Source organism: Aeromonas sp., from assembly GCF_051657805.1.
GTDB lineage: Bacteria > Pseudomonadota > Gammaproteobacteria > Enterobacterales > Aeromonadaceae > Aeromonas.
This window is the reverse complement of the sequence record NZ_JBOFLJ010000027.1, coordinates 1-16,324: the sequence shown is the minus strand read 5'-3', so window position 1 is coordinate 16,324 and position 16,324 is coordinate 1. Positions and strand designations below refer to the sequence as shown.

Annotated in this window: 21 protein-coding genes; 16 read left to right on the top strand and 5 right to left on the bottom strand. The window is 61.2% G+C overall.

What is annotated here, in order from left to right; genetic code table 11:
• Positions 1–169: 169 nt before the first annotated feature.
• The 3 genes from ACRCYW_RS13045 to gpsA are packed head-to-tail and all read left to right on the top strand — an operon-like array spanning position 170 to position 2,126.
• Positions 170–601, top strand: coding sequence for a rhodanese-like domain-containing protein (locus ACRCYW_RS13045; RefSeq protein ID WP_438550515.1), 432 nt, complete (start codon positions 170–172; stop codon positions 599–601).
• Between the two features lie 47 nt (positions 602–648).
• Complete coding sequence (gene secB, locus ACRCYW_RS13040; RefSeq protein ID WP_438550514.1) at positions 649–1,119, top strand: protein-export chaperone SecB; 471 nt, start codon at positions 649–651, stop codon at positions 1,117–1,119.
• Positions 1,120–1,121: 2 nt separating this feature from the next.
• Positions 1,122–2,126 (top strand): NAD(P)H-dependent glycerol-3-phosphate dehydrogenase, encoded by a 1,005-nt coding sequence (gpsA, locus tag ACRCYW_RS13035; RefSeq protein WP_438550513.1) that lies wholly within the window; start codon positions 1,122–1,124, stop codon positions 2,124–2,126.
• Positions 2,127–2,205: 79 nt separating this feature from the next.
• On the opposite strand, the gene nfuA is transcribed toward gpsA, so the two are convergent.
• Together nfuA and ACRCYW_RS13025 are read right to left on the bottom strand one after the other, a co-directional pair.
• Complete coding sequence (gene nfuA / locus ACRCYW_RS13030) at positions 2,206–2,784, bottom strand: Fe-S biogenesis protein NfuA (protein WP_011704302.1); 579 nt, start codon at positions 2,782–2,784, stop codon at positions 2,206–2,208.
• 171 nt (positions 2,785–2,955) lie between these two features.
• On the bottom strand, positions 2,956–3,684 hold the full coding sequence (locus ACRCYW_RS13025; RefSeq protein ID WP_438550512.1) for a ComF family protein: 729 nt from the start codon (positions 3,682–3,684) through the stop codon (positions 2,956–2,958).
• A gap of 38 nt (positions 3,685–3,722) precedes the next feature.
• Between ACRCYW_RS13025 and bioH the strand changes: the two genes are divergently transcribed.
• From bioH to ACRCYW_RS13010, 3 genes are all read left to right on the top strand, one after another.
• Positions 3,723–4,487 (top strand): pimeloyl-ACP methyl ester esterase BioH, encoded by a 765-nt coding sequence (gene bioH / locus ACRCYW_RS13020; protein WP_438550511.1) that lies wholly within the window; start codon positions 3,723–3,725, stop codon positions 4,485–4,487.
• An 85-nt stretch (positions 4,488–4,572) separates the two neighbouring features.
• Positions 4,573–4,806, top strand: coding sequence for a flagellar biosynthesis protein FlgE (locus ACRCYW_RS13015; RefSeq protein WP_438550510.1), 234 nt, complete (start codon positions 4,573–4,575; stop codon positions 4,804–4,806).
• Between the two features lie 95 nt (positions 4,807–4,901).
• Complete coding sequence (locus ACRCYW_RS13010) at positions 4,902–5,669, top strand: putative metalloprotease CJM1_0395 family protein (protein ID WP_438550509.1); 768 nt, start codon at positions 4,902–4,904, stop codon at positions 5,667–5,669.
• 111 nt (positions 5,670–5,780) lie between these two features.
• Here ACRCYW_RS13010 and ACRCYW_RS13005 read toward each other — a convergent pair whose 3' ends face one another.
• Both ACRCYW_RS13005 and greB read right to left on the bottom strand, forming a co-directional pair.
• The gene (locus ACRCYW_RS13005) at positions 5,781–8,111 is read right to left on the bottom strand and encodes a Tex family protein (protein ID WP_438550508.1); all 2,331 of its coding nucleotides are present in this window, start codon (positions 8,109–8,111) and stop codon (positions 5,781–5,783) included.
• A gap of 201 nt (positions 8,112–8,312) precedes the next feature.
• Positions 8,313–8,786: a transcription elongation factor GreB gene (gene greB, locus ACRCYW_RS13000; RefSeq protein WP_438550507.1), complete on the bottom strand. Its 474-nt coding sequence runs from the start codon at positions 8,784–8,786 to the stop codon at positions 8,313–8,315.
• A gap of 221 nt (positions 8,787–9,007) precedes the next feature.
• On the opposite strand from greB, the gene ompR reads away from it, so the two are divergent.
• Both ompR and envZ read left to right on the top strand, forming a co-directional pair.
• The gene (gene ompR, locus ACRCYW_RS12995; RefSeq protein ID WP_438550506.1) at positions 9,008–9,727 is read left to right on the top strand and encodes an osmolarity response regulator transcription factor OmpR; all 720 of its coding nucleotides are present in this window, start codon (positions 9,008–9,010) and stop codon (positions 9,725–9,727) included.
• The gene (gene envZ, locus ACRCYW_RS12990; RefSeq protein WP_438550505.1) at positions 9,724–11,034 is read left to right on the top strand and encodes a two-component system sensor histidine kinase EnvZ; all 1,311 of its coding nucleotides are present in this window, start codon (positions 9,724–9,726) and stop codon (positions 11,032–11,034) included. Before ompR ends, envZ begins: the two co-directional genes overlap by 4 nt.
• Before the next feature lie 37 nt (positions 11,035–11,071).
• On the opposite strand, the gene ACRCYW_RS12985 is transcribed toward envZ, so the two are convergent.
• Positions 11,072–11,986: a DMT family transporter gene (locus tag ACRCYW_RS12985; RefSeq protein ID WP_438550504.1), complete on the bottom strand. Its 915-nt coding sequence runs from the start codon at positions 11,984–11,986 to the stop codon at positions 11,072–11,074.
• Positions 11,987–12,341: 355 nt separating this feature from the next.
• Here ACRCYW_RS12985 and rpsJ point away from each other — a divergent pair, with 355 nt between their 5' ends.
• The 8 genes from rpsJ to rpsC form a co-directional block, all read left to right on the top strand.
• The gene (rpsJ, locus tag ACRCYW_RS12980; RefSeq protein ID WP_005307944.1) at positions 12,342–12,653 is read left to right on the top strand and encodes a 30S ribosomal protein S10; all 312 of its coding nucleotides are present in this window, start codon (positions 12,342–12,344) and stop codon (positions 12,651–12,653) included.
• Positions 12,654–12,675: 22 nt separating this feature from the next.
• Complete coding sequence (gene rplC / locus ACRCYW_RS12975) at positions 12,676–13,308, top strand: 50S ribosomal protein L3 (RefSeq protein WP_010672559.1); 633 nt, start codon at positions 12,676–12,678, stop codon at positions 13,306–13,308.
• A gap of 17 nt (positions 13,309–13,325) precedes the next feature.
• Positions 13,326–13,931 carry a 50S ribosomal protein L4 gene (gene rplD / locus ACRCYW_RS12970; protein ID WP_005340616.1) on the top strand — a complete coding sequence of 202 codons (606 nt, stop codon included), beginning with the start codon at positions 13,326–13,328 and terminating at the stop codon, positions 13,929–13,931.
• Positions 13,928–14,230, top strand: coding sequence for a 50S ribosomal protein L23 (gene rplW / locus ACRCYW_RS12965; RefSeq protein ID WP_005307955.1), 303 nt, complete (start codon positions 13,928–13,930; stop codon positions 14,228–14,230). Before rplD ends, rplW begins: the two co-directional genes overlap by 4 nt.
• Before the next feature lie 15 nt (positions 14,231–14,245).
• On the top strand, positions 14,246–15,067 hold the full coding sequence (rplB, locus tag ACRCYW_RS12960) for a 50S ribosomal protein L2 (protein WP_100292730.1): 822 nt from the start codon (positions 14,246–14,248) through the stop codon (positions 15,065–15,067).
• Between the two features lie 22 nt (positions 15,068–15,089).
• Complete coding sequence (rpsS, locus tag ACRCYW_RS12955; RefSeq protein WP_005307960.1) at positions 15,090–15,368, top strand: 30S ribosomal protein S19; 279 nt, start codon at positions 15,090–15,092, stop codon at positions 15,366–15,368.
• Between the two features lie 10 nt (positions 15,369–15,378).
• Positions 15,379–15,723 (top strand): 50S ribosomal protein L22, encoded by a 345-nt coding sequence (gene rplV / locus ACRCYW_RS12950; RefSeq protein WP_005319741.1) that lies wholly within the window; start codon positions 15,379–15,381, stop codon positions 15,721–15,723.
• A gap of 3 nt (positions 15,724–15,726) precedes the next feature.
• Positions 15,727–16,324, top strand: a 598-nt coding sequence (gene rpsC, locus ACRCYW_RS12945; RefSeq protein ID WP_438550503.1) for a 30S ribosomal protein S3, incomplete at its 3' end; no start/stop codon positions are given.

The window sequence follows — 16,324 nt, the reverse complement described above, 5'->3', positions numbered from 1 at the left end:
CGCGGGATTCACTTCGTGATTTTCATGGCCTGACGGCAGCCATTTTCTCCCCGCAAACGGCGGCCAATCCCCGATGGGAGCTTGCTCTCGCTTTACCGCCAAGGTGGCTGATCTTATCAAGGGCCCCATGTATACTCGGGCACTTGTCTTGGTCCCTGGATAGTAGAAGATGCAAGAGTATTTGGATTTTGCGACCCGCAACCCGCTGCTGACCGCAGCCTGGTTGGGTCTGGCAGGCACCCTGGTTTACACCACGGTGCGTGCTCGTTTGTCTCCGGTGAAGTCGGTGAACAACCACACGGCCACCCTGCTGATCAACCGTGAAAATGCCACAGTGGTGGATATTCGCAGTCAGGATGAGTTCGCCAAGGGTCATCTGGCCGGTGCTCACCATCTGCCCCTCACCCAGATCCAGGCCAACAATCTGGGCCCGGTTGAAAAGCACAAAGACGCCCCCATCATAGTGGTGTGCGAGTCGGGGATGACCGCTGGTGGTGCGGGTCGCCAACTGAGCAAGGCCGGCTTCAAGCAGGTATATACCCTCAGCGGTGGCATGGCCCAATGGCGGGCAGAGAATCTGCCGGCGACCAAAAAACGCTGATTTAAGGGCCCGCGCCCACTCATTTTCTTAAAAAGGAATCAAACGAAATGGCTGACGAAATCAACAACCAGGAAGTACAACCGGAATTCCACATCCAGCGCGTTTACACCAAGGATGTCTCTTTCGAAGCGCCGAATACCCCGCACATCTTCCAGAAAGAGTGGCAACCGGACGTCAAGCTGGACATGGACACCAAGACCAACGTCCTGGCCGACGGCGTGTACGAAGTGGTGTTGACCCTGACCGTGACCTGCAAGCTGGAAACCGAGACCGCCTTCCTGTGTGAAGTGCAGCAGGCCGGTATCTTCACCATCGGCAACCTGCCGGAAGCCCAGCTGGCTCACTGCCTGGCCGCCTTCTGCCCGAACATCCTGTTCCCGTACGCCCGTGAAGCCGTGGCCAACCTGGTGAGCAAGGGTTCCTTCCCGCAGCTGAACCTGGCACCGGTCAACTTCGATGCCCTGTTTGCCCAGCACATGGCGCAAGCACAGGCCCAGCAGGCGGCTGCGGAAGCCTGATAATGGCCGACCAGATCGCTATCTCGGTCCTGGGGGCGGGGTCTTACGGCTCCGCCCTTGCCATTTCTCTGGCGCGCAACGGTCATCCGACCCTGCTGTGGGGTCACGATGCCGCCCACGTCGCCGAGCTGGAGCGGGATCGCTGCAACAGGGCCTTCCTGCCGGACGTACCCTTCCCCGCGGATCTGCAGCTGACGTCGGATCTGCAGGCGGCGGTACAGGCGGCCCCCGTGCTGCTGCTGGTGGTGCCGAGCCATGTGTTCGGCCAGGTGCTGACCCGGGTCAAACCCTTCCTGCGCCCGGACACCCGCATCGCCTGGGCCACCAAGGGGCTGGAACCGGACAGCGGTCGTTTGCTGCAGGAGGTGGCCCGCGAGGTGCTGGGTGACGAGATACCGCTGGCGGTGATCTCCGGCCCGACCTTCGCCCGCGAGCTGGCCGCCGGTCTGCCGACCGCCATCTCGGTCGCCTCGACCCACGACGACTTTGCCGACGATCTCTCCCTGCTGCTCCACTGTGGCCGCTCGTTCCGGGTCTATACCAACCCGGACTTCATCGGTCTGCAGCTCGGTGGCGCGGTCAAGAACGTCATCGCCATCGGTGCCGGTCTCTCTGACGGGCTCGGCTTTGGCGCCAACGCCAGAACCGCGCTCATCACCCGGGGTCTGGTGGAGATGCAGCGTCTCGGCGCCGCCCTCGGTGCCGATGCCAAGACCTTCATGGGGATGGCGGGGCTCGGGGATCTGGTGCTGACCTGTACCGATAACCAGTCCCGCAACCGCCGCTTCGGTCTGGCACTGGGTGCCGGCAAGGACGTGAACACCGCCATGACCGAGATCGGTCAGGTGGTGGAAGGCTATCGCAACACCAAGGAGGTGCATCTGCTGGCGGCCCGCTGCGGCGTCGAGATGCCCATCTGCGAGCAGATCTTCAAGGTACTCTACGAGGGGAAGAACCCGAAAGAGGCCGCCATTGCCCTGCTCAGCCGGGACAAGAAGGACGAGTAGCCGTCATGGTGCTCGGTGCGCCGGATAGCAAAAGGCCCTGCCAATTGGCAGGGCCTTTTTCATGGGCAGGGCGGGGAGATCAATAGTAGGAGTGATCGCCGCGCTGGTGCTCGGTGGCATCTTTCACGCCATTGAGCTCGCCCGGGAATTTCTCCAGCAGCTGCTTCTCGATCCCCTCTTTCAGGGTGTAGTCGACCATGGAGCAGCCGTTGCAACCACCGCCGAACTGCAGGATGGCCAGCTTGTCCTCGGTCAGCTCGACCAGGGTCACCTTGCCGCCGTGACCGGCCAGCATGGGGTTCACCTCGGACATCAGCACGTATTCGATGCGATCGATCAGGGGGGCGTCGTCGGCCACCTTGCGCATTTTGGCGTTCGGTGCCTTTAGGGTGAGCTGGGAGCCCATCTGATCGGTGACGAAGTCGATGGTGGCGTCCACCAGGAAGGGGGCGCTCAGGGGATCGACCAGGCAGTCGAAGCCGCTGAAGGGCAGGTGTTGATCTTCCGGATCGACCGCGTCGGGTGGGCAGTAAGAGACGCCGCACTCGGCATTCTGGGTTCCCGGATTGACCACAAACACCCGGATGTTGGTGCCATCAGGCTGCTTCTCCAGCAACTTGCGGAAGTGGGCCTGGGCGGTGTCGGAAATGCTGATCATCACTATCCTCATAAACCTGAGTGTACGACTAAGGTATTCATGATAACTCTCTTGGCAGGGCTTGGGTAGCATGGCGGCGGCAGCTTGTGATGCGCGGCGAAAGATCACCGCCGACGCTGGCCGTGGAGTCCAGCAACTAAGCCGTATCTGGCCGCTATCCCCTTCGTATTCCTATTTGATGTGCCTCAGGGTGCGGCAGAGCGCCCACACCTCCACCCGTTCGACACCGCTCTCACGAAGCAACCGACTGAGTTGCCCCGCCGTGGCCCCCGTGGTGACCACATCGTCGAGCAGGGCCACATGGCGATAGGCGTGGGGGGCAATCCGGAAGGCGCCGCGCAGGTTGCGCCGACGCTGACCCGCGCTGAGGTGGGTCTGCTGCGGGGTGGCCTTGGCTCTGCGCAGCAGCCTGGTGTCACAGGGGATGCCGGTGATCTCGCCGAGCGCATGAGCAATCTCCTCCGCCTGATTGAAGCCGCGCCACCACAGGCGCCACCAGTGCAGGGGCACCGGCAGTATGACCTCGGGAGGCTGCGCCAGCTCCAGGTGATCCGCCAGCACGCGGGCGAGCGGCGGCGCCAGCAGGATCTGGCCCCCGTACTTCAGACCGGGGATGAGCAGGGGGTAGGGGGGCAGATAGTCCCCGATCACCTGTAGCCGCTGCCAGGGGGGCGGCCTGCGCTGGCAGCGACCGCAGACCCGCTCCGCTTCTTCTATATACTCCGGCAACGGGGCGGCGCAGAGTCGGCAACGGCACTGGGGTTGACGAAGTGCCGATCGGCACCAGTTACACAGCAGGGGATGCTCATCACAGGGTTGGCGGCAGAGCTGGCACAGCCCCAGCCAGTCGGAGGGGCGGCCGAGGATCGGGCTTGCTTTGCCGAGCAGCAGCTTTAACATGCGGGCATCCACGCAGATACACAGGATCTTGAGTCTAGATGAGCATATCGGTTGAACGGTTTGGCCAGGGCCCTGACCTGGCGTTGTTGCACGGCTGGGGGATGAACGGGGCCGTCTGGCACGGCATAGTCCCGGCGCTGTCTCAGCACTATCGTCTGCACCTGATCGATCTGCCGGGGTTTGGCAACAGTCCCCTGCAGGAAGGCAGTGACTACTCCTTGCCCTGGTTGGCGGAGCAGGTTGCCGCCGTCTTGCCGGCGCGCTGTCATCTGCTCGGCTGGTCCCTCGGTGGTCTGGTGGCGAGTCAGCTGGCCCTGACCCGGCCAGAGCGGTTGCAGTCCCTGATCACCGTGGCCAGCTCCCCCTGCTTCATGGCGCGGGAGGAGTGGCCCGGCATAGCCCCCAAGGTGCTGGCCGGTTTCAACCAGATGCTGGCGGGGGATTTCAAGCAGACCATAGAACGCTTCCTCGCGATCCAGGCCATGGGCAGCGAGCACGCCCGTGACGACATCCGCCAACTGCGCCACTGGCTGGCGGAACGCCCGGCCCCCCAGCTGGCTGCGCTGGAATCGGGTCTCGGTCTGCTGGCTGATATCGACCTGCGCGATGAGCTGGCGGCGTTGAGCCTGCCCTGGCTGCGGATCTATGGCCGGCTGGACTCGCTGGTGCCCAAGGCCAGCATACCGCTGCTGGACGAGCGCTATCCCCACAGCCAGAGCCGGGTGCTTGACAAGGCCTCCCACGCCCCCTTCATCTCCCATCCGGATCAGTTCATCACCCTGGTGCGACAATTCATCGGCTGAGCCTCATCTGGCTAAATAGTGAGCCGCAGGCTTCAATAACGCCTCGTTCTGGTTGATAATTGGCCAACAGCAGAGGAGTGATGCAATGCGTATCGATTCAGCCATGACCACGGGCGTACAGGGGTTCCAGCGGGCGGAGCAGCAGGCCGCCCAGGCCTCCAGCCAGATAGCCCGCCTCAATACCCCGGCGGGTGACCAGGTCCAGTTGCCGGATGAGCTGGTCAATCTCAAGGTCGCCGAGCTGCAGGCCGGCGCCTCCGCCAAGGTGATCCAGACCGCCAGCGACATGATGGGCACCCTGATCGACATCCGGGTCTGAGATGAACATCCACGTCAACCCGTCACCCATCATTGCCAATCCGCTGCATCCGCAGACGGCATGGATGGGTGTCTTGATCGACATCCTGGCCTGAGATGAACATCAACGTCAGCCTGCCGCCCATCATTCCGAACCAGCTGCATCCGCAGACGGAAGCGGCGCAGACTGACAATCGCCGTGCCGAGCTGGTCCCCCAGCTGCGGCAGGGGGAGGCCGCCAACGCCGAGTCCGGTGTCGCCTCCCAGAAAGACCGCACCAGATCTGCCCCCAACAATCCCAACCCGCAATCCCAGTCCAGAGACAATGCCCAGACCGGCAATCCGGCGGCCTTGCCCCATCGTTTCGTGGAAGCCACGGACGAGGAGGGGAGGCGCAGGCAGCAGCAGGAGTCCGGTCAGCAGGAACAACAGAAGCAGCAGCGGCAGATCGAGGTGCTGGCGGAGCGGGGTCTGGAGGTGCGCAAGCACGAGCAGGCTCATCAGGCGACCGGCGGCGAACATGCGGGCAGCCCGACCTATGAGTATGCCCAGGGGCCGGATGGCAAGCGCTATGCCACGGGGGGCGAGGTAGCCATCGATATCGGCGTCATCCACGGGGATCCCGCCGCGACCCTGGCCAAGATGCAGCAGGTGCGTGCCGCCGCCCTGGCACCGATAGAGCCCTCTTCACAAGATCTGAGCGTGGCCCGCAGCGCCACGGTCAAGGAGGCGCAGGCGCGCAAGGAGTTGATGGCGGCAGGATCAGAGGAGCCGTCGACCAGCCCCCTCGGCCTTTATATGGACAAACGCAATCGGGTCATCGCCCATCACTATCAGCAGGCGAGCCGGCCGGCGCCCCGCCAGAGCTTCGGCCTGGATATCTGAGTGACGCCGGGATGCAACATTCGCCGCTCGTGATGACATACACCACCAGGCAGTGAGTCAGGCACTGACAATAAAAAAGCCCCTCGCGGGGCTTTTTGTATATTGGGCTTCTTACTTCTTGGCCTTGGAGAGGGCGGCGGCGAAGGCGTTGCCCATGGCGCCATCCATTCCGGCCTGGGGGGCACTCTGACGAGGCTCGTTGCGCGGCTTGTCTCTGCCGGCGTGGCCCTGGCGTGGTTCCGCCGGCTTGCGCCCCGGCCCGCTCTTCTCGCCAGCCTTCTCCTGCAGGCGCATGGTGAGGCTGATCCGCTTGCGGGGGGCATCCACCTCAAGCACCTTGACTCGCACTATGTCACCGGCCTTGACCACCTCGCGGGGATCCTTGACGAAGCGATCGGTCAGGGAGCTGATATGCACCAGACCATCCTGATGGACCCCGATGTCGACGAAGGCGCCGAAGTTGGTGACGTTGGTGACCACCCCTTCCAGCACCATCTCGGGCACGAGATCGCTTATCTTCTCCACCCCTTCCTTGAAGGTGGCGGTCTTGAACTCGGGGCGCGGATCCCGGCCCGGCTTGTCCAGCTCGCCGATGATGTCAGTGACCGTGGGTACGCCGAAGCGCTCGTCGGTGTAATCGGCGGGTCTCAGGCTCTTGAGCAGGCTGGTGTTGCCGAGCAGGCTCTCCACCTGCTGCTGGAGCCGCGCCAGGATCCGCTCCACCACGGGGTAGGACTCCGGGTGCACCGCCGAGCCGTCCAGCGGGTTGCTGCCGCCACGGATGCGCAGGAAGCCGGCGCACTGCTCGAACGCCTTGGGGCCGAGCCGGCTCACCTTGAGCAACTGCTGGCGGTTGTGGAAGGCGCCGTTGTCGTCCCGGTAGGCGACGATGTTCTGGGCCAGGGTCTGGGAGAGGCCGGAGACCCGGTTCAGCAGGGCGACCGAGGCGGTGTTCACATCCACCCCGACCGCGTTTACGCAATCCTCGACCACGGCGTCCAGTCGGCGGGCCAGCTGGCTTTGACCCACATCGTGCTGATACTGGCCCACGCCGATGCTCTTGGGATCGATCTTGACCAGCTCGGCCAGGGGATCCTGCAGCCGGCGGGCGATGGAGACGGCACCGCGGATGGAGACGTCGAGATCCGGGAATTCCTGGGAGGCGAGCTCGGAGGCGGAGTAGACGGAGGCGCCCGCCTCGCTCACCACGATTTTCTGCGCCTTGGCGGCGGGGTAGCGCTCGAACAGATCGCTCACCAGGCGGTCGGTCTCCCGCGAGGCGGTGCCGTTGCCGATGCTGATGAGTTCGACCCTGTGCTTCTGGCACAGCTCGCTCAGGGTCTTGAGGCTCTGATCGATCTGGCGTTTCGGTTCGAACGGATAGATGGTGGCGTGATCCACCAGCTTGCCGGTGGCATCGACCACGGCGACCTTGACCCCGGTGCGGATGCCGGGGTCCAGACCCATGGTGCAGCGCATGCCGGCCGGCGCCGCCATCAGCAGATCCTTGAGGTTCATGGCGAATACCTTGATCGCCTCCTCCTCGGCGCTCTCGCGGATGCGGCCGACGAGCTCGGTCTCCATCTGCAGGGAGAGCTTGATCTTCCAGGTCCAGCTCACCACCCCCTGCAGCCACTTGTCCGCCGGGCGGTTCTGCAGGGCCAGCCTGAGGTGGTGGGCGATGATCCCCTCGCAGGGGCTGGCACTCTCGTCCTCGCCGGTCACCAGCGCCAGGTTGAGCACCCCCTCGTTGCGGCCGCGCAGCATGGCCAGTACCCGGTGGGAGGGGGCCTTGTGCAACGGTTCGTCGTGTTCGAAGTAGTCCTTGAACTTGGCCCCCTCCTGCTCCTTGCCCGCCACCACCCGGGCGCGCAGGGTGGCGTTGTGCCACAGGTAGTCCCGCAGCTTCTCCAGCAGGTCGGCCTGCTCGGCGAAGCGCTCCATCAGAATGTAGCGGGCGCCATCGAGGGCGGCCTTGGTATCGGTGATGCCCTGCTCGGGGTTGAGGAAAGCTGCCGCCGCCTGCTCGGGATCCTGCATGGGGTCGGTGAGCAGAAGATCCGCCAGGGGCTCGAGCCCGGCCTCGATGGCCATCTGCCCCTTGGTGCGGCGTTTGGGCTTGTAGGGCAGGTAGAGATCCTCGAGCCGGGTCTTGCTGTCCGCCTCGCGCAGATCGCGGGCGAGCTCCGGGGTGAGTTTTCCCTGCTCCTCGATGGAGCGGATGATCACCTGGCGGCGATCCTCCATCTCCCGCAGGTAGCCGAGCCGGCTCTCCAGGGTGCGCAGCTGGCTGTCGTCCAGACCGCCGGTCACCTCCTTGCGGTAACGGGCGATGAAGGGCACGGTCGAACCTTCATCCAGCAGGCGTACGGCAGCCTGTACCTGTTCGGGGCGAGCATTGAGCTCGGTGGCGATCTGTCTCTCTATGAGTTGGCTCTGCATCGGGGATCTCTAATGGTCGGTTCTATCTAACTGGCCTGAGGGGTGCCCTGGCTCAGGAAGAGGGCACAACTCGGCCGGTTTGCGCCCTGGGCACCGGGTGGGAGCACTATATGGGCTCGAGGCGGTGGATGCCAGCCCGGCCGGGGACGTGGCCGGCGGGTCGACCCGAATGGGGGCCGGGGAGGCCGACCCCTCGCCAGTTTATTTGGGGTAGCTTATCTCGTTCACATACCAGCAGGCGTCACCCACTGGCGTACGCACTATGGCCTCATCCCCCACTTCCTTCTTGAGCAGGGCGCGGGCCATGGGGGAGTCGATGGAGATGTAATCCTTGCGACTGAAGATCTCGTCATAGCCGACGATGCGAAAGCGCTTGGTCTCTCCCTCCTCGCTCTCCACCTCAACCCAGGCGCCGAAGAACACCTTGCCCTCCTGGGAGGGGGAGTAGTCGACTATGGTGAGCTCCTCCAGACACTTGCGCAGGTAACGCACCCGTCTGTCTATCTCCCGCAGCCGCTTCTTGTTGTACTGGTAGTCGGCATTCTCGCTGCGGTCCCCGAGGCTGGCCGCCCAGGCGACCTTCTTGGTGACCTCGGGCCGCTCCTCTCGCCACAGCATGTCGTGCTCTTGTCGCAGCCTGTTGTAGCCTTCTCGCGTGATGAGTTTGGTTTTCATGGCGTAATCAGCCCCTGTTACGACTGGGTAAGGGAGGTTGTACTGGCCGGGAGCTCTGTCATGGCGCCCCGGTGTGAGCGCAAAGGTATCAGAGAGCCCCGGCCCCTGACCATAGTCCGGGTCTCCGAGCGAGGTCGGGGTAATAACCGGTAACATATTTATGCTTTTCCCCCGGGAGGGGGCGCCCTAGTATTGGGATCAGACAGAGAGGAGTGGCAAGCATGAGTCAGCAATACAAGGTCCTGGTGGTCGACGACGACCTGAAATTACGTTCCCTGCTGGAGCGTTACCTCACCGAACAGGGGTTCATGGTGCGGGGCGTGGCCAACGGGGAGCAGGCCGACCGCCTGCTGACGCGCGAGAATTTCAGCCTGATGGTGCTGGATCTGATGCTGCCGGGGGAGGATGGCCTCTCCATCTGCCGCCGACTGCGGGAGGCGGGCAACCAGATCCCTGTGCTCATGCTCACCGCCAAGGGGGATGAGGTGGATCGCATCGTCGGCCTCGAGATGGGGGCCGACGACTACCTGCCCAAGCCGTTCAACCCCCGTGAACTGCTGGCCCGGATCCGCGCCGTCTTGCGCCGCCATACCGTCGAGCTGCCTGGTGCTCCCTCCGCCGCCGAGAAGATGGTGACCTTCGGTGCCTATCAGCTGAACCTGGCGACCCGGGAGCTGAGCCGGGGCGGTGAACCCGTCTCCCTGACCAGCGGCGAGTTTGCCGTGCTCAAGGTGCTGGTGAGCCATCCCCGCGAGCCACTCTCCCGGGACAAGCTGATGAACCTGGCCCGTGGCCGGGAATACACCGCCACCGAGCGCAGCATAGACGTGCAGGTTTCCCGCCTGCGCCGCCTGCTGGAGCAGGATCCGGCCCAGCCGCGCTACCTGCAGACCGTCTGGGGTCTGGGCTATGTGTTCGTGCCGGATGGTGAGGGCGCATGAAGAAAGTGAGCAGCATGTTCTCCCGCATGCTCTGGTTTCTGGCCGCCGTGCTGGTGGTCTATCAGTTTGTCTCCTACGTCACCTTCTACAACTACCTGCTGTCGCCCACAGTCAAGCAGATCAGCCACCTGCTGGCCAACCAGGTCAAACTCATCTTCCCCGTGGACAACAATCAGCTGGCCCTGAGCGACGATGCCGAGGCCCTGGTCTATGTGGCGACCGGCAGCGACATCTATACCCAGAGCGAGGCGGAGCAGCACGGGCTGAACGACTCCAAACCCTATCCCTTCCTCGAAGAGAACATCAGCAGCGAGCTGAAGGGCAAGACCCGGGTCAGGGTCGAGATCCAGGATCACTACATCATCTGGATCCAGCCGCCCCAGGCGAACCAGATGTGGGTGCGGATCCCCCTGACCGAGATCGAGGATGACGACATAGAGCCGCTGCTGCTCTACATGAGCGTGCTGCTGGTGGTGACCCTGTTCGCAGCCTGGCGCTTCGCCCGCCAGCTGGTGCGCCCGCTGGAGGATCTGGAGGCGGGGGCCGTGGCGGTGGCCCGGGGCAACTTCCCGGATGCACTGGGGGAGCTGGGCTCCCGGGAGGTGCGCCGGCTGACCCGCACCTTCAACCACATGTCGAGCTCCATCAAGAGCCTGATCGAGGAGCGCAACCTGATGATGGCGGGGGTGTCTCACGACTTGCGCACGCCGCTGACCCGCATCCGGCTGGCGACCGAGATGATGTCCTCCGGAGATGAGTACCTCAAGGAAAGCATCAACGCGGACATCGACGAATCCAACGCCATCATCGATCAGTTCATCGACTACATCCGGCCGGACGAGGGGCTGGATATCCAGCAGATCGATCTGACCCAGTTGATCCACGACGCCCTGCTGATGCAGACGGATCAGGGGCTGGAGGTGGAGCTGCTGCTGCCGGAGCAGGCGGTGCGGGTGGCCTGCAACCCCGTCAGCCTGAGGCGCATCCTCAACAATCTGTCGGGCAACTCCTTGCGCTATGGGGCGAGCCGGCTGCAGGCAGAGCTGAGGGACGATGGCCACTGGGTGCGGCTGCGGCTCTCAGACAACGGTCCCGGCATCGCCGAGCAGGACTATCAGCGGGTACTCAAGCCCTTCATGCAGGGCAATGTGGCGCGTACCGGTGGTGGCAGTGGGCTGGGGCTGGCCATAGTCGCCAAGATAGTGTCCCAGCATCACGGCACCATCCGGCTCGGCGGTTCGGCGCTCGGAGGCCTGCTGGTGGAGATACGGCTGCCGAAGCAGCAGCCGCTGGAGTGGATAGATTGAGAGAAGGGCGCATCGATGGATGCGCCCTTCTGCTTTCTCAGATTTCGGGTTCGACCTTGCTGCGATAGCGCTTGCCGTATTTCAGCTGCTGGATGAGCAGGGCCGCCACGATCAGCGCCAATCCGATGGGGGTCGCCGGGTGTATGGCCTCGCCGATGAGCAGGTTCAGCAGCACCAGAGAGGCGAACGGGGAGATGAAGATGAGGTTGCTGATGGGCGCCGTGTTGGTGGCGTGGCGCAGGGCCATCAGCCAGAGCACGAAGCCGAAGCCCATCTCGAACAGCCCCACATAGATGGCGCCGACCCAGCCCTGCCAGGCGGTCATGGCGAAGTCGGCCATCAGCCAGGTCACCGCGACGATGAAGGGCAGGCTGATGAGGAAGCCGAGCAGCAGGCTGACGATGGGATCCCCCTGATTGCGGGTGTTGAGGATCCAGTAACTGGCCCAGATGAGGGTCGATACCAGCGCCAGCGTCACCCCGAGCGGGCTGTCGAACTGCAGGCCGAACACGTCCCCCTTGGTGGCGATGACCAGGGCGCCGAAGTAACCCAGCACTATGGCGACTCCGTCACGGCGGCGCAGCTTCTGGCCGAGGAAGGGCACCGCCAGCAGGCTGAGGGTGATGGCCCAGGTGTAGTTTAGGGTCTGGGCCTGCTGGGCGGGCAGCAGATCATAGGCCTTGAACAGCAGCAGGTAATAGAGGAAGGGATTCAACACCCCCAGGGCCAGATAGTAGAGGGGGCGGGCCTTGATATAAGTCAGCAGCAGGGACAGCTTGCCCTGTTTGGCGACGATGGCAGTGAGGGTCAGGGTCGAGGTGAAGGCGGCGACGAGCAGCAACTGCACCGGCTCGAAATAGGTGAGAGAGATTTTGAAGGCGGTGGCCACAGTCGACCAGAGCGCCACGGCGCAGAGTCCATACTGGTAGGCTTTTTTCTGATCTTTGAGCATCGAGGTCGTTCCGTTGACAGAGGCGAGGGCGCAGTCTAGCAGCCGGATCGACCCCTTGTCGTCACTGCCGCATGGATGTCATGGAGGGCTGTTTTGACGAGATCCGTCCGCGACGGATGATTGTGCACAATCTGTTCACCATCCCTTGCATGAATTGAAAAAATCCGTATAATCCCCTCCGCTTACCCATGAGGTAAGCCAGACGATATGTCTGCTTGCTGAGCGTCTTGTTTACGGGGGCCAGCCATACAGTCCTCCCGATATGGGAGGAAACGTGAAAAATCACACCTCTGGCGGGAATATTCCCGGTCGGGCGGTGTTGATTTATGTTCTTTTATCTATTGGAGCTCTGTCAATGCAGAACCAAAGAATCCGTATCCGCCTGAAGGCTTTTGATCATCGCCTGATCGATCAATCCACTGCGGAAATCGTTGAAACTGCAAAGCGCACCGGCGCGCAGGTTCGCGGTCCTATTCCGCTGCCGACTCGCAAAGAGCGCTTCACCGTTCTGATCTCCCCGCACGTCAACAAAGACGCGCGTGATCAGTACGAGATCCGCACTCACAAGCGTCTGGTAGACATCGTTGAACCGACTGACAAGACCGTAGACGCTCTGATGCGTCTGGATCTGGCAGCTGGTGTAGACGTCCAGATCAGCCTGGGTTAATTACGGAAAGAGGTTGATAACAATGACAATCGGTCTTGTAGGTCGCAAAGTGGGTATGACTCGCATCTTCACCGAAGATGGCGTTTCTATCCCGGTGACTGTTATCGAAGTTGAAGCTAACCGTGTAACTCAGGTCAAATCTGTAGAAACCGACGGCTACAACGCTATTCAGGTTACCACTGGCGCCAAGAAAGCCAGCCGTGTGACCAAGCCGGAAGCTGGCCACTTCGCCAAAGCTGGTGTAGAAGCCGGTCGCGGTCTGTGGGAATTCCGCCTGAACAACGGTGAAACTTTCACTGTTGGTAGCGAGCTGAAAGTAGATCTTCTCGCTGACGTTAAGCTGGTAGACGTTACCGGCACATCCAAGGGTAAAGGTTTTGCCGGTACTGTTAAGCGCTGGAACTTCCGTACCCAGGATATGACCCACGGTAACTCTCTGTCCCACCGTGTACCTGGCTCCATCGGTCAAAACCAGACCCCGGGCCGTGTATTCAAGGGCAAAAAGATGGCTGGTCACATGGGTGCTGAGCGTGTAACGACTCAGAACCTGGAACTGGTTCGTGTTGACGCTGAACGCAACCTGCTGCTCATCAAAGGCGCAGTACCGGGTGCAACCAACGGCAACGTGATCGTTAAACCTGCCGTCAAAGCGTAACGTCTGAGGAGATAGTAATGGAATTGGTAATGAAAGACGCCAAGAGCGCTCTTGAAGTTTCCGAGACTACCTTCGGGCGCGAATTCAACGAAGCCCTGGTTCACCAGGTTGTCGTTGCTTATGCCGCTGGTGCCCGTCAGGGTACTCGTGCGCAGCTGACTCGCTCTGAAGTGTCTGGTGGCGGCAAAAAGCCGTGGCGTCAGAAGGGTACTGGTCGTGCCCGTGCTGGCTCCATCCGTTCGCCCATCTGGCGTTCCGGTGGTGTGACCTTTGCTGCTAAGCCGCAAGATCACAGCCAAAAAGTAAACAAGAAGATGTACCGCGGCGCTATCCGTAGCATCCTGTCCGAGCTGGTACGTCAAGAGCGTCTGATCGTTGTTGAGAAATTCGGCATCGAAGCTCCGAAGACCAAAGAACTGATCGCCAAGCTGAAAGAGATGGAACTGACTGACGTTCTGATCGTGACCGCTGAAGTCGATGAGAACCTGTTCCTGGCTGCTCGCAACCTGTACAAAGTTGACGTGCGTGACGTTGCCGGTATCGACCCGGTCAGCCTGATCGCCTTCGACAAGGTTCTGATGACTGCTGATGCAGTGAAGCAAATCGAGGAGATGCTGGCATGATCCGCGAAGAACGTCTGTTGAAAGTTCTGAAGGCTCCGCACATCTCTGAAAAGAGCACCATGGTTGCAGAAAAGCAGAACACTATCGTGTTCAAAGTTGCTGTTGATGCTACCAAGGCGGAAGTCAAAGCTGCAGTTGCGAAACTGTTCGAGGTCGAAGTTGAGACCGTCCGTACCCTGAACATGAAGGGTAAGACCAAGCGCGCAGGTGCACGCGTAGGCCGTCGTTCCGATTGGAAAAAGGCTTATGTCACCCTGAAAGCGGGTCAGGACATCGACTTCATGGGCGCAGCCGAGTAAGAGGAGTTCTCAAAAATGGCAATCGTTAAGTGCAAGCCTACTTCTCCGGGCCGCCGCCACGTCGTCAAGATCGTCAACCAAGAGCTGTACAAGGGCAAGCCCTTCGCCGCTCTGCTGGACAGCAAAAGCAAGTCCGGTGGTCGTAACAACAACGGCCGCATCACCACCCGTCATATCGGTGGTGGTCACAAGCAACACTACCGTCTGGTCGACTTCAAGCGCGACAAAGACGGCATTCCGGCCAAAGTAGAGCGTCTGGAATACGATCCTAACCGTACCGCAAACATCGCCCTGGTGCTGTATGCAGACGGTGAACGTCGTTACATCCTGGCTCCGAAAGGCCTGAAAGCAGGTGATGCTATCGCTTCTGGTGCTGATGCTGCGATCAAGGTAGGTAACACCCTGCCGATGCGTAACATCCCGGTCGGTTCTACCGTTCACGCCGTAGAGATGAAGCCTGGTAAAGGTGCCCAGCTGGCTCGTTCCGCTGGTACTTTCATCCAGATCCTGGCTCGCGAAGGTAACTATGTAACTCTGCGTCTGCGTTCCGGCGAAGTACGTAAAGTTCTGGCCGAGTGCCGCGCTACCATCGGTGAAGTGGGTAACTCCGAGCACATGCTGCGTCAACTGGGTAAAGCCGGTGCAAACCGCTGGCGTGGTATTCGTCCGACCGTTCGCGGTATGGCGATGAACCCGGTTGATCACCCGCACGGTGGTGGTGAGGGTCGTAACAAGGGCATGCAGCCTGTGTCCCCATGGGGCCAGAAGGCTAAGGGCTTCAAGACCCGTAAGAACAAGCGTACCGACAAGTACATCGTACGTCGTCGTAACAAGTAATTGTTAACATAGAGGAATCACCATGCCACGTTCTCTCAAGAAGGGTCCATTTATTGACCTGCACTTGCTGAAGAAGGTAGAGAAAGCGGTGGAAAGCGGGGATAAAAAGCCGGTTAAGACCTGGTCCCGTCGTTCAATGATCATCCCGAACATGATCGGTTTGACCATCGCTGTCCATAATGGTCGTCAGCACGTTCCGGTTTTCGTTACCGAAGAAATGATCGGTCACAAACTGGGTGAATTCGCACCGACTCGTACTTATCGCGGCCATGCTGCTGATAAGAAGGCTAAGAAGCGCTAAGGGATAAATGATGGAAGCTATCGCTAAACACCGTTATGCCCGTACTTCTGCCCAGAAAGCTCGTCTGGTAGCCGATCAAGTACGTGGTCTGTCCGTAGACAAGGCTCTGAACATCCTGACCTTCAGCCCGAAAAAGGCTGCTGTTCTGGTGAAGAAAGTGCTGGAATCTGCCATTGCCAACGCTGAGCACAACGAAGGCGCCGATATCGACGCCCTGCGTGTTGCCACCATCATGGTAGACGAAGGTCCCTCCATGAAGCGCATCCGCCCGCGTGCCAAAGGTCGCGCGGATCGTATCCTCAAGCGTACCGCTCACATCACTGTAGTGGTATCCGACGCTAAGGCTGGGAGATAAGCAATGGGTCAGAAAGTACATCCTAATGGCATTCGCCTGGGTATTACCAAGCCTTGGAATTCTACCTGGTTCGCGAACACCAAAGACTTCGCTGACAACCTGTACAGCGATTTCCAAGTACGCCAGTTCCTGACCAAGGAGCTGAAAAACGCTTCCTTGTCCAAGATCACCATCGAGCGTCCGGCCAAGAGCATCCGTGTGACCATTCACACCGCTCGTCCGGGTGTCGTGATCGGCAAGAAAGGCGAAGACGTTGAGAAACTGCGCAAAGCTGTAGCCACTATTGCTGGCGTGCCTGCTCAGATCAACATTTCCGAAGTCCGCAAGCCGGAGCTGGATGGCAAACTGGTTGCCGACAGCATCACTTCTCAGCTGGAACGTCGCGTAATGTTCCGTCGCGCCATGAAGCGCGCCGTACAGAACGCCATGCGCCTGGGTGCCAAGGGCATCAAAGTTGAAGTGTCCGGTCGTCTGGGCGGCGCTGAAATCGCGCGTACCGAATGGTACCGTGAAGGTCGTGTGCCGTTGCACACCCTGCGTGCCGACATCGACTACGCAACTTCTGAAGCCCACACCACTTACGGTGTGATCGGCGTTAAAG

Bases quoted from the DNA above. Each gene is read 5' to 3' on its own strand.
- bioH (WP_438550511.1), top strand. From the start codon at position 3,723: ATGAGCATATCGGTTGAACGGTTTGGCCAGGGCCCTGACCTGGCGTTG.
- ACRCYW_RS13015 (WP_438550510.1), top strand. From the start codon at position 4,573: ATGCGTATCGATTCAGCCATGACCACGGGCGTACAGGGGTTCCAGCGG.
- rpsS (WP_005307960.1), top strand. From the start codon at position 15,090: ATGCCACGTTCTCTCAAGAAGGGTCCATTTATTGACCTGCACTTGCTG.
- ompR (WP_438550506.1), top strand. From the start codon at position 9,008: ATGAGTCAGCAATACAAGGTCCTGGTGGTCGACGACGACCTGAAATTA.
- ACRCYW_RS13010 (WP_438550509.1), top strand. From the start codon at position 4,902: ATGAACATCAACGTCAGCCTGCCGCCCATCATTCCGAACCAGCTGCAT.
- ACRCYW_RS13045 (WP_438550515.1), top strand. From the start codon at position 170: ATGCAAGAGTATTTGGATTTTGCGACCCGCAACCCGCTGCTGACCGCA.
- rpsJ (WP_005307944.1), top strand. From the start codon at position 12,342: ATGCAGAACCAAAGAATCCGTATCCGCCTGAAGGCTTTTGATCATCGC.
- nfuA (WP_011704302.1), bottom strand. From the start codon at position 2,784: ATGATCAGCATTTCCGACACCGCCCAGGCCCACTTCCGCAAGTTGCTG.
- envZ (WP_438550505.1), top strand. From the start codon at position 9,724: ATGAAGAAAGTGAGCAGCATGTTCTCCCGCATGCTCTGGTTTCTGGCC.
- rplV (WP_005319741.1), top strand. From the start codon at position 15,379: ATGGAAGCTATCGCTAAACACCGTTATGCCCGTACTTCTGCCCAGAAA.
- rplW (WP_005307955.1), top strand. From the start codon at position 13,928: ATGATCCGCGAAGAACGTCTGTTGAAAGTTCTGAAGGCTCCGCACATC.
- rplB (WP_100292730.1), top strand. From the start codon at position 14,246: ATGGCAATCGTTAAGTGCAAGCCTACTTCTCCGGGCCGCCGCCACGTC.
- ACRCYW_RS13025 (WP_438550512.1), bottom strand. From the start codon at position 3,684: ATGTTAAAGCTGCTGCTCGGCAAAGCAAGCCCGATCCTCGGCCGCCCC.
- ACRCYW_RS13005 (WP_438550508.1), bottom strand. From the start codon at position 8,111: ATGCAGAGCCAACTCATAGAGAGACAGATCGCCACCGAGCTCAATGCT.
- rplD (WP_005340616.1), top strand. From the start codon at position 13,326: ATGGAATTGGTAATGAAAGACGCCAAGAGCGCTCTTGAAGTTTCCGAG.
- ACRCYW_RS12985 (WP_438550504.1), bottom strand. From the start codon at position 11,986: ATGCTCAAAGATCAGAAAAAAGCCTACCAGTATGGACTCTGCGCCGTG.
- secB (WP_438550514.1), top strand. From the start codon at position 649: ATGGCTGACGAAATCAACAACCAGGAAGTACAACCGGAATTCCACATC.
- rplC (WP_010672559.1), top strand. From the start codon at position 12,676: ATGACAATCGGTCTTGTAGGTCGCAAAGTGGGTATGACTCGCATCTTC.
- greB (WP_438550507.1), bottom strand. From the start codon at position 8,786: ATGAAAACCAAACTCATCACGCGAGAAGGCTACAACAGGCTGCGACAA.
- gpsA (WP_438550513.1), top strand. From the start codon at position 1,122: ATGGCCGACCAGATCGCTATCTCGGTCCTGGGGGCGGGGTCTTACGGC.